This is a genomic window from Streptomyces rectiviolaceus, from assembly GCF_039533825.1.
Classification (GTDB): Bacteria; Actinomycetota; Actinomycetes; order Streptomycetales; family Streptomycetaceae; genus Streptomyces; species Streptomyces rectiviolaceus.
Map to the genome: position 1 here is coordinate 1 of NZ_BAAAUG010000132.1, position 15,423 is coordinate 15,423.

The 15,423-nt window shown below is 70.9% G+C and carries 11 protein-coding genes; 8 read left to right on the top strand and 3 right to left on the bottom strand.

The annotated features are described in order from the left end of the window. On the top strand, nt 1-521 hold a 521-nt coding region (locus ABD378_RS32010), incomplete at its 5' end, for a hypothetical protein (protein ID WP_344526600.1). 230 nt (nt 522-751) lie between these two features. Here the strand turns inward: ABD378_RS32010 and ABD378_RS32015 are convergent. Together ABD378_RS32015 and ABD378_RS32020 are read right to left on the bottom strand one after the other, a co-directional pair. Continuing rightward, nucleotides 752-1,390: a hypothetical protein gene (locus ABD378_RS32015; protein ID WP_344526602.1), complete on the bottom strand. Its 639-nt coding sequence runs from the start codon at nt 1,388-1,390 to the stop codon at nt 752-754. A 213-nt stretch (nt 1,391-1,603) separates the two neighbouring features. After that, the gene (locus ABD378_RS32020; RefSeq protein ID WP_344526604.1) at nt 1,604-3,793 is read right to left on the bottom strand and encodes a RecQ family ATP-dependent DNA helicase; all 2,190 of its coding nucleotides are present in this window, start codon (nt 3,791-3,793) and stop codon (nt 1,604-1,606) included. Nucleotides 3,794-3,926: 133 nt separating this feature from the next. Here ABD378_RS32020 and ABD378_RS32025 point away from each other — a divergent pair, with 133 nt between their 5' ends. From ABD378_RS32025 to ABD378_RS32055, 7 genes are all read left to right on the top strand, one after another. Further along, nucleotides 3,927-5,321 (top strand): DUF4192 domain-containing protein, encoded by a 1,395-nt coding sequence (locus ABD378_RS32025; protein WP_344526606.1) that lies wholly within the window; start codon nt 3,927-3,929, stop codon nt 5,319-5,321. Nucleotides 5,322-5,537: 216 nt separating this feature from the next. Further along, the gene (locus tag ABD378_RS32030) at nt 5,538-7,598 is read left to right on the top strand and encodes a glycogen debranching N-terminal domain-containing protein (protein WP_386543632.1); all 2,061 of its coding nucleotides are present in this window, start codon (nt 5,538-5,540) and stop codon (nt 7,596-7,598) included. Between the two features lie 172 nt (nt 7,599-7,770). Next, the gene (locus ABD378_RS32035; RefSeq protein WP_344526608.1) at nt 7,771-8,532 is read left to right on the top strand and encodes an NUDIX hydrolase; all 762 of its coding nucleotides are present in this window, start codon (nt 7,771-7,773) and stop codon (nt 8,530-8,532) included. A 190-nt stretch (nt 8,533-8,722) separates the two neighbouring features. Next, a complete protein-coding gene (locus ABD378_RS32040; RefSeq protein WP_344526610.1) occupies nt 8,723-10,684 on the top strand; it encodes an ATP-binding cassette domain-containing protein in 1,962 nt (653 codons plus the stop codon). Nucleotides 10,685-10,845: 161 nt separating this feature from the next. Further along, complete coding sequence (locus tag ABD378_RS32045; protein WP_344526612.1) at nt 10,846-11,733, top strand: FadR/GntR family transcriptional regulator; 888 nt, start codon at nt 10,846-10,848, stop codon at nt 11,731-11,733. Nucleotides 11,734-12,153: 420 nt separating this feature from the next. After that, nucleotides 12,154-13,701, top strand: a complete 1,548-nt coding sequence (locus ABD378_RS32050; protein WP_344526614.1) for an RNA polymerase sigma factor — start codon at nt 12,154-12,156, stop codon at nt 13,699-13,701. A 163-nt stretch (nt 13,702-13,864) separates the two neighbouring features. Then, entirely contained in the window at nt 13,865-14,695 is an 831-nt protein-coding gene (locus ABD378_RS32055; RefSeq protein ID WP_344526616.1) for a serine protease, read from the top strand. Nucleotides 14,696-14,864: 169 nt separating this feature from the next. Here ABD378_RS32055 and ABD378_RS32060 read toward each other — a convergent pair whose 3' ends face one another. Further along, the gene (locus ABD378_RS32060) at nt 14,865-15,092 is read right to left on the bottom strand and encodes a DUF7455 domain-containing protein (RefSeq protein ID WP_249587303.1); all 228 of its coding nucleotides are present in this window, start codon (nt 15,090-15,092) and stop codon (nt 14,865-14,867) included. Nucleotides 15,093-15,423 lie beyond the last annotated feature (331 nt).

The window sequence follows — 15,423 nt, forward strand, 5'->3', positions numbered from 1 at the left end:
ACCCCGGCCGACCGGGCCCCGCCCGGCCGGCGCCGCCGGCGCAGCGCACGTCGCGTGAGCCGGCCGCCAAGCCAGGGCCGTCCGCCCCGGCTGGTTCCCCTGCGGGTCCCGCCACGGACGCCGGTGCTTCGGTTCCGCAGATCCAGCTGATCCCGGCCTCCGTCGAGGGGGCGCTCGACGCCGCCGAGGAAGCCGTCGACCTGCTGCTCGACTCGGGCCGCGCTCCGGGTGAGGTCCTGGTGATCACCACCGGCGACCCGCACCCGTGGGCCACGCACGAGCTGTCGTTCGGCGAGGCCTCCTACTGGGCTCAGCACGACGCGGGCGACGACGTCTTCTACGCCGACGCCGCCGCCCTGGACCGTGCCGTGTCCCGCCCCGTGGTCGTCGTCGCCATCAACGGCGGCAGCGAGGAGACCGCGGTCGGCGCGCTGCCGACGGCGCTCACGCGGGCCGGAGCCCTGCTGATCGTCTGCGGTGACCCGCAGCGGATCAACGCGATGCTGGGCGCGGGCGTCTGACGTTCGCTGTCTGACACCTGCGCTCTGGCTTCAGCTGTCCGACTTCCGTTGTCTGACAGCTGACGGCCTCCGCCGAGGTCAGGTGTCGGGCGGTCGGCGTCGGCTGTCCGGTGTCCGTGGCATGGCCAGGTGAGCCTCGATCTGTGTGCGTCGCGTACCGCGTGACGCAGGCGGCGGCGCGCACCGGTCCATGCCTGTGGCCGCCTCGCGGTGACGGGGCGGCGGGCGCTTCAGCGTGCCGCCGCTCGGCGCAGTACGTCGGACGCGGCGCCGCCGGTGCGTGGTGGTGGCGGATCGGTGTCGGCGAAGGCCTCGGGGCGTGAGCCGGTACTGGGCCGACGGCCGCCACGGCCCTCGCCGAGCACCTGCCAGCCGTCACGGGTCAGCGTGATGTAGGCACCGCACCGCAGCCCGTGCAGCGTGCAGGCGTCCCGCAGCCCCCACATCCACGCCCCGTCCTCCTGCGTCCAACGCGCGTCACCGTCACGGCAGTAGAGCAGGACGGCGGTGCGCACCGGGGTGCGGCGCCGCAGGTCGTGCGGGATGACCCGCCGCAGCTGCGCGAGCAGCGCGTTACGGAAGACCCAGCCGTCCGCCGCGCTCGGCCGCCGGGTGAACGAAGCGCTCGCCCGGAGCCGTTCCTCCGGATCGAGAACGGCGACCACGGCCGTCGCGGGTGTCGGAAGATGCCGGGCATGCAGGCCGCTGACGACCTCACGCGGATTGCGCAGCAGGGGAATCCCCGCGGCTGACCACTCCGCGGGCTCGAGCATTCGGGCCAGTCGGTTGGCGGAATCGGCGGACATCTCAGCCGACGTCGAAGACTCCGACATCGATGCCGCAGCGGACGGACCGAATCCGAAGGTCACGGTCCTCCCTTCGGCTACGTGCCCAGAGGGCGGGGTCGGACTGGGGGAGCGCACCGCGGCACAGCCCTGCCGTGCCACGGGGAGCCGCGCGGGAGCGGTTCCAATTCTTCCCGTCGTACTGCCTTGCGGCAACGAGCAATTGGGTCCGCCGACCGGTATCTGGTGATGCGTCGTCTATATCCCTGCCCATGGCGCCCCGCATCGACGCTTGCGTCAGCCTTGCACGGCCAGGACCAGCGGCAACACCCCCTTGGCTCCTGCCCGGCGGAGCATGCGCGCGGCCACCGCCAGGGTCCAGCCGCTGTCCGTCAGATCGTCGATGAGCAGCACGGGACCGCCCGCTTCCTGGAGCGCCGCGGCGAGCTCGGGGGGCACGGTCAGTGTCCCGTCGAGGGCGCGCAGGCGCTGCGCGCTGTTGCTCCTGGGCACGTGCGCCGTGTCGGCCCCCGCGGCGTACTCGATGGAGCCGAGGAGTGGAAGGCGGCCGATCTCGGCGATCCGTGCGCCCAGTGACTGGATCAGCTGGGGCCTGGTGTGCGAAGACATGGTCACGACACCGGCCGGCCGCGGCTGGGCGTCGGCGCCGCCCGAGGCCCAGCCGCCGGGGCCCTTCGCCCAGTCGGCGAGGACGCCGACCACGGCCTTGGCCACGTCGTCGGGCACCGGTCCGTCAGGGGCTTGCGGAGCGAGCATCGGCCGGAGCCGGTTGCCCCAGCCGATGTCGGAGAGTCGTCCCAAGGCACGGCCCTGGGAGGCTTGTTCACCCACGGGGATGCGTCCCTTGAGGTCGACGCCGACCGCGGCGAGCCCCGTCGGCCACATCCTCCGGGGTTCCACATCGACACCCGCGCGGACCAATTCGCCCCGCGCCGTGTCCAGTGCCCCGGAGGACACGGCGTCGGTGAAGCGCGCTCCCGCGCAGTTGTCGCAGCGCCCGCAGGGCACCGCTGCCTCGTCGTCGAGCTGCCTTCGCAGGAACTCCATGCGGCAGCCGGTCGTCGTGGCGTAGTCACGCATCGCCTGCTGTTCCGTCTGCCGCTGCTTGGCGACCCAGGCATAGCGCTCGGCGTCGTACGCCCAGGGCATTCCCGTGGAGGTCCAGCCGCCCTTGACGCGCCGGACCGCACCGTCCACGTCGAGGACCTTGAGCATCGTCTCGAGCCGTGACCGGCGCAGCTCGACAAGCGGCTCCAGCGCGGGCAGCGACAGTGGCCTGCCCGCCTGCGCCAGCACGTCCAGCGTGCGCCGGACCTGCTCCTCGGGCGGGAAGGCGAGCGAGGCGAAGTAGTTCCAGATCGCCTCGTCCTCCTTGCCGGGAAGGAGCAGCACCTCCGCGTGATCGACACCGCGTCCCGCGCGGCCGACCTGCTGGTAGTAGGCGATCGGGGAGGAGGGTGAGCCGAGATGCACCACGAAGCCGAGGTCCGGCTTGTCGAAGCCCATCCCCAGGGCGGAGGTGGCGACCAGGGCCTTCACGCGGTTGGCGAGCAGATCCTCCTCGGCCTGCTGACGGTCCGCGTTCTCCGTCTTGCCGGTGTACGAGGTGACCGTGTGCCCGCACTGCCGCAAGAAGGCGGTGATCTCCTCGGCGGCGGCGACGGTGAGCGTATAGATGATCCCCGAGCCCGGCAGCTCGTCCAAGTGGTCGGCGAGCCACGCCAACCGGTGAGCGGCGTTGGGAAGTTGGAGCACGCTCAAGCTCAGGCTCTCGCGGTCGAGGGGCCCGCGCAGCACGAGTGCGTCCGAGCTGCCGCCGGTGCCCAGCTGCTCGGCCACGTCGGCCGTCACGCGCGCGTTGGCCGTCGCGGTGGTGGCCAGGACGGGGACGCCGGGCGGCAGGTCGGCGAGCATGGTGCGCAGCCGGCGGTAGTCGGGTCGGAAGTCGTGGCCCCAGTCGGAGATGCAGTGCGCCTCGTCGACCACGAGCAGGCCGGTCGCGGCGGCGAGCTTGGGCAGGACCTGATCGCGGAAGTCCGGGTTGTTCAGCCGCTCCGGACTGACGAGGAGGACGTCCACGTCGCCGGAGGCCACCTCGGCCTGGATGGTCTCCCACTCTTCAGTGTTGGAGGAGTTGATTGTGCGGGCGCTGATTCCGGCCCGCGCCGCCGACTCCACCTGGTTGCGCATGAGCGCGAGCAGCGGGGAGACGATCACGGTGGGGCCGCTGCCCCGCTCCCGCAACAGCGCGGTCGCGACGAAGTACACGGCGGACTTCCCCCAGCCCGTGCGCTGAACGACCAGCGCCCGGCGCTTGTCGGCGACCAGTGCTTCGATCGCGCGCCACTGGTCCTCACGCAGTCGTGGACCGTCCGACGGTGGCACGTCGCCGCTTGCGGGCGCGGGGCCGCCGACGAGGCGGGCGAGTACGGAATCGGCCGCCGTGCGCAGATCTTCGTTGCTCATGCCCCCATGCAACCTGATGGGTCTGACATTAGGCGAACGAGTCCGCCGAGCTGTGGATAACTCTTGGCGTGCCCCTGACCGTACTTATCCACAGGGTAAACCGGAACCTTGTGATCCGCGGGAGAGTCGGCACATGGCGAACCACAGCGAACAAAACGACCCGATCAACCCGACTGACCCGATCAACCCGGTCAACCCGACCGGCCCGACCGGCCCGACCGATTCCATCGACGAGCCCCTGGTCACCTTGCGCACCCCGGCCGAACTCGCGGATGCCCTGCCGTACTTGCTCGGGTTCCGGCCCGAGGAGAGCGTCGTCCTCATTGCTCTGCACGGTGAGCGGGGCCGGTTCGGTGGGCGGGTGCGCCTCGGTATTCCCGGGCGTGCGGAGGACTGGCCACCCATCGCGGAGCAGCTCGCCCAGTGCCTGGTGAGCGGCTGCGAGCGGCGCGGAGCGCGGCCCGACGGCATTGTCGCCTTCCTGTGCGCGGAACCCGTCGGCGCCGAATCCGGACGGCAGGTGATGGAGCGCCTGCGACCGCTGGCGCAAGTCATCCGCACTGCCTGCGGAAGCCTCGATGTCCCTGTGTTCGAGGTCGTGTGTATCTCGGCGGGAAAGTTCTGGACCTACTGCTGCCCGAACGAGCAGTGCTGTCCACCGGAGGGTGTGCCGCTGCTACGGCCCGGCACGTCGGTTCTGGCCGCGGCCACGGCCTACGCCGGTGTCCAAGTGGGTGCCACGCCCGCGGAGATGAGGGCGCGGCTGACCCCATGGGTGTCCGCCGCCGCGGCGGACCAGGAAGCCGCACTCGACGCGGCGGGCATGGCGATCGTGCGCCGGATCCTGGAGGAGGACGGGCACGCCGAGGTCGCCGCCGACACGCTCGACCTGGCCCGCCGGATCATGGCGCGTATGACTGCCGCGCCATCGGTCAGCGACAGGCTGGAGGCGGATCTCCAGGACGACGAACTCCTCGCGCACGACGAGGCCGCGGCGTTGATCCTCGGTCTGCAGGACCGTACGACGCGCGATCAGGCGGCGGAATGGATGGAGGGCGACGCCGCGGCACCTGCACTTCGTCTCTGGAGGGCCCTGTCCCGTCGCTGTGTCGGCGCCTACGGAGAGCATGCCGCGGCGCCACTGTCCCTGGCGGGCTGGGTCGCGTGGTCCCTCGGTGACGCCACGGAGGGCCAGGAGGCCCTGGCCATGGCGCTGTGTGCCGACCCCAGGTACACCTTCGCGCAACTCCTGCACCATGCCTGCTCCGGAGATCTGGACCCCGAGCCGATCCGCCGCTGTCTGCGCAGGGAGCGAACTGACCGTAGCGAGACGACGGCGTTTCAGCCCGAACTGCCCCTACCCACAGAGCCCTTGAGCGCCGCGGCGGAGCCGGTGGGTGCCGCTCCGCGGCGCCGCCGTCCCGCACGCCCCAAGGACGGCACCGGCCCGCGGGCCAACGGCAGGCCGGGCACAGGGCCGCAGAACCGCCGCCGCACCACCCGGCGCGCAGCGAGGAACGACACGTGAACGCGGGAGTTCGGCATAGGAGGGCTGGGGCGAGACCGGGGCCGGCCGGGGTGCCATACGCGGAAGACCGGGGCCGGCCGAGTGGCTTCCCGCCTCGTGGGCGTGACTTGGGGCGGGGCCGGTCCGTTCACCTGAGTGGCGGTACCTGTGCCTGGGTCGAGCCGCCGTACGACCTCCGACTCCCCGTAGCGCGGACAGCGCAGAAGAAGCCGCCCCATGCCCCTGCCCGCCTCGTCTCCTGTCTCCGGCAGAGAGGGTCCCCAGCGGACCACTCCGACTCCACCGCGCCTGTCCGGCGGGCCCACACCGGCTCCCGCGCCGCGTCGCCCCGCACAGTTGCCGCCCGCGCACGCCGCGCTCATCTGTGTCGCCATGCCCGCGCTCGCGATCTCCACGGACCAGGGGCAGTTGACCGGCCGCGGATTGGAGGGGTTCTACCGCGCGGGGCGCAGGCTGCTGTCCCGCTGCGAAGTGCGGGTGGCGGGGCGCGAGCCGGTCGCCGTGCAGGCCCGGATGCTCTCGGCCGACCGTGCCCGCTTCGTCGCGACACTACGTCCGTTCGCGGACGGCGGCCCGGATCCGGACGTGGTCGTCGAACGGACCCGGTACGCGGACGGCACGGAGCGGATCATCCTGAGCAGTGCCGCGGGCCGTCATCTGCGGCTGCCCGTGGAGGTGTCGCTCGGCACGGATCTGGCGGAGCTCGGAGCGGTCGCTTCCGGCAACACCGGTCCCGAACTGCCCGCAAGTGTCCACGACTCCGGCATGCGCTGGTCCTCGCCCGCGGGCCACTGTGTGGTCACCGCGCATCCGGCGCCCGCGGATGCGCTGGCCTCCGCGGGGCTGCTGCGCTGGGAGGTGGATCTGCCGCCGGGCGGCACCTGGAGCCTGGAGCTGCGGGTGCGGCCGGAGAGGGCGGGTCCGGTGAGGGCGGTCGGGCACGGGGCATCGCTCTCCCTCACCACGGCGCGGGCCGGGGGCGACGATCCCAGGGCCCGGGCCCTTCTGGACCGATCCGTGGAAGATCTGCAGGCGTTGCTGCTGCGGGACCCCGAGCACCCGACCGACGTCCACCTGGCCGCGGGGGCGCCGTGGCGCTGCGGTCTTGCCCCGGCCGAGGCGCTCGCGGCCGCCCGGATGGCCTTGCCGCTCGGCACCCGGATCGCCGTGGGGACGCTGCGTACGCTCGCCCGCCGTCAACTTGTGGGCAAGGGGCCGCAGGCGGGCATGATCCCCGGGCCGATGCGGAACACGGGACCGCATCTGCCGCCCGGGTGCACGGGGATCGAGGCGACGCTGCTCTTCCCGGTGCTGCTGACGGAAGCGTGGCGTTGGGGGCTGTCGGCACAGGAGACGGAGGAGTTGTTGCCGGCGGCCGAGCGTTGCCTGCGATGGCTGCTCGCGGCAGCGGGCGACGGAGGGCGCCTGCCGGACCCGTATCCCGGTGGCCCCGCGCGCTGCGAGACCCAGGCCCACGCCCATCGGGCCGCGCTGCTCGGCGCCGACCTGCTCGACACGCACGGCCGTTCGGGCGGCACCGACTTGCGGCAGTGGGCGGAGCGGCTGCGAGGCACCTTCCGGGAGGATTTCTGGGTGGAGGACCGGGCGGGTGGCCGGCCCGCCGCGGCCTGCCTGGCCGACGGCCGCCGCGTGCCCCTCCTCACCGGCGGCGCCGCCCACCTCCTCGACACGGGCCTGCTCGGATCGGGCGCGCTCGCACCAGGGCTGCTCGACAAGGTGCAGACCGAACAGCTCGCCCGGCTGCTGGGCGGGCCCGCCATGGACTCGGGGTGGGGGCTGCGGAGCCTGGGCGTCAAGGAAGCCGCGTACAACCCTTTCGGACATCGTGGCGGAGCGGTGCGTGTCCATGAGACGGCGGTCGCCGTCGCCGGTCTGGCCGCCGCCGGCTACGACAAGGAGGCGAGTGCGCTGCTGCGAGGGGTGATGGCGGCGGCCGAGACGTTCGGCTACCGGCTGCCTGAGATGTACGCGGGGGAGCAGCGCACAGAGGGCGGCGCTCCGTTGCCGCACCCCGCTGCCTGTCGTCCGGCGGCCACCGCCGCGGCCGCCGGGGTGCAGCTCCTCACGGCGCTCGCCGGGATCAGGCCCGACGCCCCGTCGGGCACGGTGACGCTGAGCCCCGTCCGCAGCGCGCCCCTGGGGGAGCTGGGGCTGACGGCCCTGCGCGTCGCGGGTGCCCCGTTCTCCGTGCGTGTCAGCAGGCTTGGCCTCGCCATGGTCGAGGAGGCGGCCGACGGACTGCAGCTAGGGGTGTGACCACTGAGGTACGGACACGGACGGACACGGACGGACACGGACGGCACGGACGGACACGGAAGGAGGACCTGCGGCGGGCGTGGCGTGAACCTGACGCCGGGCCCGGTGAATCGAGCCGGGATCGGATGCCGGAGGAGCTGTTTATCGTCAGGCAGACGACTATGATCGCGGCATGTCGCCCTACGACCCGTCGGCCTTCCCGCCCTTTGCTGTCACCGTCGATCTGGTCGTGCTGACCGTGCGCCGCCACGCGCTCTGCGCGCTTGCCGTACGCCGGGGCGAGCCGCCGTTCCAGGGCCGTTGGGCGCTTCCCGGTGGATTCGTGCGCGACGACGAGGATTTGTCGGCGGCCGCCGCGCGGGAGCTGGTCGAGGAGACGGGGCTGTGCGCTCACGCTCCGGACACTCCGGTCCAGGTGAACGGCGCGCACCTGGAGCAGCTCGCCACATACGGCGATCCCAAGCGCGATCCGCGGATGCGGGTCGTCAGCGTCGCCCATCTCGCGCTCGCTCCCGATCTGCCCGCGCCGCGGGCGGGCGGTGATGCGAACAGCGCGCGCTGGGCGCCGGTCGAGGCGCTGCTCAACCAGGGCGGGTACGGCCGCGAGGGCGAGCAGACGGCGCCACTCGCCTTCGATCACACACAGATCCTGGCGGACGGCGTGGAACGCGCCCGTTCGAAGATCGAGTACTCCTCGCTCGCGACGGCCTTCTGCCCGCCCGAATTCACCGTCGGCGAGCTGCGCAGGGTGTACGAGGCCGTGTGGGGCGTCGTGCTCGACCCGCGCAACTTCCACCGCAAGGTGACCGGCACGCCGGGCTTCCTCGTCCCCACCGGCGGTACCACCACCCGCCAGGGCGGCCGCCCCGCCCAGCTCTTCCGCGCGGGCGGCGCGACGCTGCTCAACCCGCCCATGCTGCGCCCCGAGGTCTGAGGCCCGCGCCACGGGTCACGTGCTGGTCACCTGTCGGTCTGGCCGCGTGCTGGACACCCGCGGCCCACACCCTGACCGAAATGACGGAAATATCGCGTTATCTTGCTGAAGTACCCACGGGGTTCGTCCGTCCCCGACCCGGCGGACGAACCCTGGCCGCCGAGCGGTCGCACATCCCGCGAGAGAAGCGATGATCCAGGCCATCGGACTGACCAGCAATCCCCGCCAGGAACTGCCGCCCGCCGTCGACGACGTGTCCTTCGAGGCGCGAACAGGCCGTGTCACGGCACTGCTCGGCGCGCAGGGCGCCGGCAAGACGACGGCGCTGAGACTCATGCTCGAAATCCAACAGGGCCGAGGAGTCACCTACTTCAGAGGGCGTCCCCTGCACCGCATCACCCATCCGTCGCGCGAGGTGGGCGTCCTTCTGGGCGAGGTTCCGGGACACCCCGGCCGCACGGTCCGCGGCCAGCTGCGCATGCTGTGTGCCGCTGCCGGTGTGCCCGTCCAGCGAGCCGACGACGTACTCGAAGTCGTCGGTCTCGTCAGCCTCCGCGAACAGCCGCTCGGCACGCTCTCGCGTGGCATGGACCGCCGCCTCGGCCTGGCCTGCGCGCTGCTCGCCGACCCGCACACGCTCGTCCTCGACGGTCCCGCCGACGGGCTCTCGGCCCGGGAGGGCGGGTGGCTGCACGGGATTCTTCGCGCGCACGCCGCCCAAGGGGGGACCGTCCTGTTCTCCACGGCCGACGCCAAGGAGGCCGCACGGACCGCCGACCGGGTCGTCACGCTGGAAGCGGGCCGCCTGGTCGCCGACCAGGAAGCCGGGGACTTCGCCCGCACACGGCTTCGCCCCCGGGTCGCGGTGCGCAGTCCGCACGCGGCACGCCTCGGCGCGCTGCTGACCAAGGAAGCCCGTGCCGGGCAACGCTCCATCGAGGTCGTGAAGGAGGACGGCAACCGGCTTTCGGTGTACGGCAGCAATTGTGCCGACGTCGGAGAGACGGCGTTCCGCCACGGAATTCTCGTCCATCAACTCGCGGATGAGATCGGGGATGCGGGGCCTGCTGCTCCGGTTCCAGAACCCTCATCCGAACCCGTAGCCGAACCCGCATCCGAATCGCTCTCACCCCAGGGCGCGGGAAGCGCCCCAGTGAGGGAGAACCCGGCGGAAGAGGGACCTGCCGCGGCAGCCGACATGCTGCCCGAGGGCGAGGGCGAGGGCGAGGGGGAGGGGGAGGACAGGGTCGATGGTGAGGCCGAGGCCGTGTCCACGACCAAGAACCTCATCCCGCTCGCCGCCGCGGATCCGGCCACCACCACTGCCGCGCGTGCTCCCGCGGCTTCGTCTCCCTTGCCGCCCCCCATCTCGATCCGGCCCGCCCACAGCCCTCTTCGCCCCTTGCGCTACGAGCTGCGTCGCGCCGCCGGTGTCGGCACCGGCTACCTCACCACGGCCGCCGTGCTCGCCGTCTCCGCTGTCCTCTGCGTCTTCCTCGCCCGGAGCGGTCACACGCCGCAACCGCGTCTGCTGGCCGCCTGGCCCCAGGAACTCCCCTTGCCGCCCGCAGCGCTGGGCGCCGGGCTGCTCGGCGCCCTCGCTTTCGGCGAGGAGTTCCGCCATCCCGCCCTCGCCGCCGACCGAGGCACCGTCCCCCGCCGCTTGGGGCTGCTCTGTGCCAAGTTGCTCGTCGCGGCGGCCACCGCGCTCCTGCTGAGCCTGCTCGTCCTGGTCTCCGATGCCGCGCTGCTCCACCTGGTATACGGAGAGGAGCTCGCGAAAGTTCCCGCCGACTGGCTGTCGCTCAGCGCGAGTTGGTTCGCTCTGGTGGCGGGGTGTGCCTGGGCGGGGGTGCTCGCTGCTGGTGTCTTCCGGTCCACGACCGCCGGACTCGCCGCGGTTCTCGCCGTACCGATCGTCGTCGTACCGCTCGTACAGAAGGCCTTGGAGGGGCCGTCTGTGCGATCGGCGGCGGGGCTGCCGGGGCGGCTGCGTGATCTCGCACTGGTGCAGTGGCCGTTCGGTGTCGAGCGATATCTGGCCGGCGGGGTCCGGATGGTCGCCCAACCTGTGGGGAGTGCACTGATGTTGTCGCTGACCGCTCTGCTCTGCGCGTATCTGCTCACGGGCATGCGCAGCAGGGCCCGTTAGCGACCGTCCGTCGCTTCTGTTCCCGTGCTGCGCACAACTCCCCGGAGAACGCCCATTTCTTTCCGATAAGGCGTCAATTGCGGCGGGGTAAGCGATCACCCTTTCGTGTGCTTTTCACCAAAGACCTCAAGGGACTTGGGGGCCACGCCGACAAAGGATCCGTGAGTACCCTTGCGCACACCATGATGACCGCCGCCCGCTCCGCAGACTCCGGCCTCGCCGGCCCGGGCGAACTCGACCGCTACCCCTACGCCGAGGCCCCAGGTGCCGACCGCGTCGTCGCGCCCTCGTGGGACAGCGCCGACCAGGATCTCGGCCGCGTGGGCCGACGCACCGCAGGCAGCCGCGGCCGCGGGCTGCACGGCCAACTCGTCCAGCAGCTCGGCCAGATGATCGTCTCGGGCGACCTGGGCGCCGACCGCCCGCTGGTCCCCGAGGAGATCGGCCAGCGTTTCGAGGTCTCCCGCACCGTCGTCCGCGAATCCCTGCGTGTACTTGAGGCCAAGGGTCTCGTCAGCGCCAGGCCCAACGTCGGTACGCGCGTGCGGCCCGTCAGCGACTGGAACCTGCTGGACCCGGACATCATCGAGTGGCGCGCGTTCGGGCCGCAGCGCGACGACCAGCGCCGCGAACTCAGCGAGCTGCGCTGGACGATCGAGCCCCTCGCCGCTCGGCTCGCCGCGGGCCACGGCCGCGAGGAGGTGCAGCAGCGGCTCGCCGACATGGTCGAGATCATGGGCCACGCCCTGAGCCAGGGCGACGGGATCACCTTCTCCCGCGCCGACGCGGAGTTCCACTCGCTGCTCATCCAGCTCGCGAGCAACCGCATGCTGGAGCACCTGTCCGGCATCGTCTCGGCCGCGCTCCAGGTCTCGGGCGGCCCGGTCACCGGCTGCGACCGTCCCACCGAGGCGTCTCTGGTCCACCACTCGCGCATCGTCGACGCCCTGGGGGCGGGCGACGGACCCGGCGCCGAGGCCGCCATGCGTCAGCTGCTCACCGTCCACCCGGAGGTGGAGCGCGTCGTGCCCGCCCCCCGCGAGCACTGACGGGCCGGGTCTGCATCCGTACGGCCCGCTCATGCGCCTCGCGGCCCGACCTCATCACTCCGTTGGCGCGGCACCGTCGCCGGGCCTCTGTGGGTTCCTCGGGGATCCGGCAGGGACCCGGCGACGCGGTCGTTGCCGTCTGGAGGGCCGTCAGGGCTTGGGTATGGACGCTTCTGGCAGTTTCTGGCCGCTTTTGAGCACTTACGGGGTGTGACTCGGGCCACGTAGATTGGGCGTAACGCTCGTCGGGGCAGCGCGATGACCTAAGAGGTGATAGCCGAGGAGGGAATACAGCAGTCGTCCGCGACGCTGTGTAGCTTCCCGGCCCCGCCTGCGCCGTCGGCCCATCCCCAGTCGTCGGTCGTCGGTCCTGGTCCACAATGGACGGGGCCGGAAGCCGTTTTCCAACGTTCCGAGAGGTTGTTCGTGTCGGCCAGCACATCCCGTACGCTCCCGCCGGAGATCGCCGAATCCGTCTCTGTCATGGCGCTCATCGAGCGGGGAAAGGCTGATGGGCAGATCGCCGGCGATGACGTGCGTCGTGCCTTCGAAGCTGACCAGATTCCGGCCACTCAGTGGAAGAACGTTCTGCGCAGCCTCAACCAGATCCTCGAGGAAGAGGGTGTGACGCTGATGGTCAGTGCCGCGGAGCCAAAGCGCCCCCGCAAGAGCGTCGCAGCGAAGAGCCCGGCCAAGCGCACCGCGACCAAGACCGTCGCGGTCAAGACGGCCACGGCGAAGCAGGCCACCGCGACCACCGCCCCCGAGGCGTCGGCCGCAGATGTCGCAGCTGAGGACGCGCCCGCGAAGAAGGTCGCTGCCAAGAAGACGACGGCAAAGAAGGCCGTCGCCAAGAAGACCGTCGCAAAGAAGGCGACGGCAAAGAAGAGTGCCTCCAAGCAGGACGACGAGATGGTGGACGACGAGGCCACCGAGGAGACGCCCGCCAAGGGCAAGCCCGGTGAGGGCGAGTCCACGGAAGAGGGTCCCCAGGCAGGCTTCGTGCTGTCCGACGAGGACGAGGACGACGCTCCGGCCCAGCAGGTCGCCGCGGCCGGTGCCACCGCCGACCCCGTCAAGGACTACCTCAAGCAGATCGGCAAGGTCCCGCTCCTCAACGCGGAGCAGGAGGTCGAGCTCGCCAAGCGCATCGAGGCCGGCCTGTTCGCCGAGGACAAGCTGGCGAACGCCGACAAGCTCGCGCCGAAGCTCAAGCGCGAGCTGGAGATCATCGCCGAGGACGGTCGCCGCGCCAAGAACCACCTCCTGGAGGCCAACCTCCGTCTGGTGGTCTCCCTGGCCAAGCGCTACACCGGCCGCGGCATGCTCTTCCTGGACCTCATCCAGGAGGGCAACCTCGGTCTGATCCGCGCGGTCGAGAAGTTCGACTACACCAAGGGCTACAAGTTCTCCACGTACGCCACCTGGTGGATCCGTCAGGCGATCACCCGCGCCATGGCCGACCAGGCCCGCACCATCCGTATCCCGGTGCACATGGTCGAGGTCATCAACAAGCTCGCGCGCGTGCAGCGCCAGATGCTCCAGGACCTGGGCCGTGAGCCCACCCCGGAGGAGCTGGCCAAGGAACTCGACATGACCCCGGAGAAGGTCATCGAGGTCCAGAAGTACGGCCGCGAGCCGATCTCCCTCCACACCCCCCTGGGTGAGGACGGCGACAGCGAGTTCGGTGACCTCATCGAGGACTCCGAGGCGGTCGTTCCGGCCGACGCGGTCAGCTTCACGCTCCTTCAGGAGCAGCTGCACTCCGTGCTCGACACCCTGTCCGAGCGTGAGGCGGGCGTGGTCTCCATGCGCTTCGGTCTCACCGATGGTCAGCCGAAGACCCTCGACGAGATCGGCAAGGTCTACGGAGTGACGCGTGAGCGCATTCGTCAGATCGAGTCGAAGACGATGTCGAAGCTGCGTCACCCGTCGCGTTCGCAGGTCCTGCGCGACTACCTCGACTAGTCACCAGCGCTCCACAAGGAAGACCCGAAGTCTCACGCGAGGCTTCGGGTCTTCTGTTTGTCCGATGTGTCCGCCCTGACGCGGACGAGCGTGGCGCGGGTGCGGCGTGTGCCGCACTGGATCACTGTGGGTGTGCCATGGCAACCCAGAGTGAGGAGATCGCATGCCTCGTCCTTTCGCCCGAACGTTCACGGCGGCATTGGCCCTTGCCGCCCCTGTGGCGCTGCTGCCGCTGGCGTCTCCGGCCCCCGCGGCGGCCGACAGTGTCGTTATCGGGGGCAGTCCGGTGCGGGTCGCCGACAGTCCCTGGGTGGTGGCGCTGTCCAGTCGTGACCGGTTCGGGGGTACGCGCTCCGGACAGTTCTGCGGAGGTGTGGTGGTGGGGCGCTCGACGGTCCTCACCGCGGCGCACTGTCTGGGCGAGGAAGTCCTCGGAGTGCCGCTGCGCGAGATGAGTGACCTGAAGGTGATCGCCGGCCGGGAGGATCTGGGCACCTCGGAAGGCCGCGAGATTCCGGTGCGTGAGGCCTCGGTCAATCCGAAGTACGACAGCTACTCGAACTCCGGTGACGTCGCGGTGCTGTCACTGGCGAGCCCGCTTCCGAAGAGCTACACGATCCCCATGGCCGGGGCAGGCGACCAGGCCTACGAGCCCGGCACGCGTGCGGCCGTCTATGGCTGGGGCGACACAACGGGATCGGGTGATTACGCACGTGCGTTGCGCTCCGCGCATGTGCGAGTACTGCCTGACTCGACGTGCGGGGAGGCCTACCCGGGCAATTCTGACGGAACGTACGCGGCCGCATCCATGCTGTGTGCGGGGGAACTTGAGGGCGGACGTGACGCCTGCCAGGGGGACAGCGGCGGTCCGCTTGTGGCGCGCGGGCGGCTGATCGGCCTGGTGTCGTGGGGGAGCGGCTGCGGGCGGGCCGGGAGTCCGGGGGTCTATACGCGGATCTCGGGTGTCGCGCGCGACATGGCCCTGAGGGGCTGAAAGTACGGGAGTTGTCCGCGCGGGGAGTGTGCAGTGCCGCGTGGGACCGCCGAGGAGGTGCCTGGGCGCCCGTGTAACGAGAGCGGGCGGCCGTCCCTGGGGTTGGCAGGGTCGGTCGCCCGGTCACCGGCCTGGCGTGCGCCGGATGGCTCGTCGTGGGTGCGAGGTGTCAGCGTTCCTCGTCGTTGGTCTCCGGGACGGCCGTAAGCCGCTCCGTCTCGTCCTGTATCTCAGCGGCGATCTTCTTGAGTTCCGGCTCGAACTTGCGGCCGTGATGGGCGCAGAAGAGCAGTTCACCGCCGCTCAACAGGACGACGCGCAGGTATGCCTGGGCGCCGCAGCGGTCGCAGCGATCAGCGGCCGTCAGGGGGCTCGCGGGGGTCAGAACAGTAGTCACGTCGCCTCTTCTCTAGCTCGACGAGCTGTCGTACCAGGGTCAACATCCAACCAGGCCGAAAACGTTCCCGCTCGTGGCTTTTCCTCGAAGTTTTTTCCGAGGCGGCTGTCTGCTGCCGGTTGGCGGCGAATGTGCCGTATTACGTCTCTTACGTGTCTTACGGTTTCGCGCTGTCTGTCAGGTCGGTCGTCCGCCGGCTGGGTTGCCGGTTGTTCATGAGGACGTGCCCGGAGCCTAAATGGTTCATGCCTGGAAGGGAACGTGACGTGCGCTTCACTCAATCGAGGGATCGAACAAGCGTGCGGCGCTGGACTAGTGTGAGTTGTGACGA

Excerpts from the sequence above, each read along its gene's own strand:
- ABD378_RS32025 (WP_344526606.1), top strand. The coding sequence starts at position 3,927 with ATGGCGAACCACAGCGAACAAAACGACCCGATCAACCCGACTGACCCG.
- ABD378_RS32055 (WP_344526616.1), top strand. The coding sequence starts at position 13,865 with ATGCCTCGTCCTTTCGCCCGAACGTTCACGGCGGCATTGGCCCTTGCC.
- ABD378_RS32040 (WP_344526610.1), top strand. The coding sequence starts at position 8,723 with ATGATCCAGGCCATCGGACTGACCAGCAATCCCCGCCAGGAACTGCCG.
- ABD378_RS32030 (WP_386543632.1), top strand. The coding sequence starts at position 5,538 with ATGCCCCTGCCCGCCTCGTCTCCTGTCTCCGGCAGAGAGGGTCCCCAG.
- ABD378_RS32035 (WP_344526608.1), top strand. The coding sequence starts at position 7,771 with ATGTCGCCCTACGACCCGTCGGCCTTCCCGCCCTTTGCTGTCACCGTC.
- ABD378_RS32020 (WP_344526604.1), bottom strand. The coding sequence starts at position 3,793 with ATGAGCAACGAAGATCTGCGCACGGCGGCCGATTCCGTACTCGCCCGC.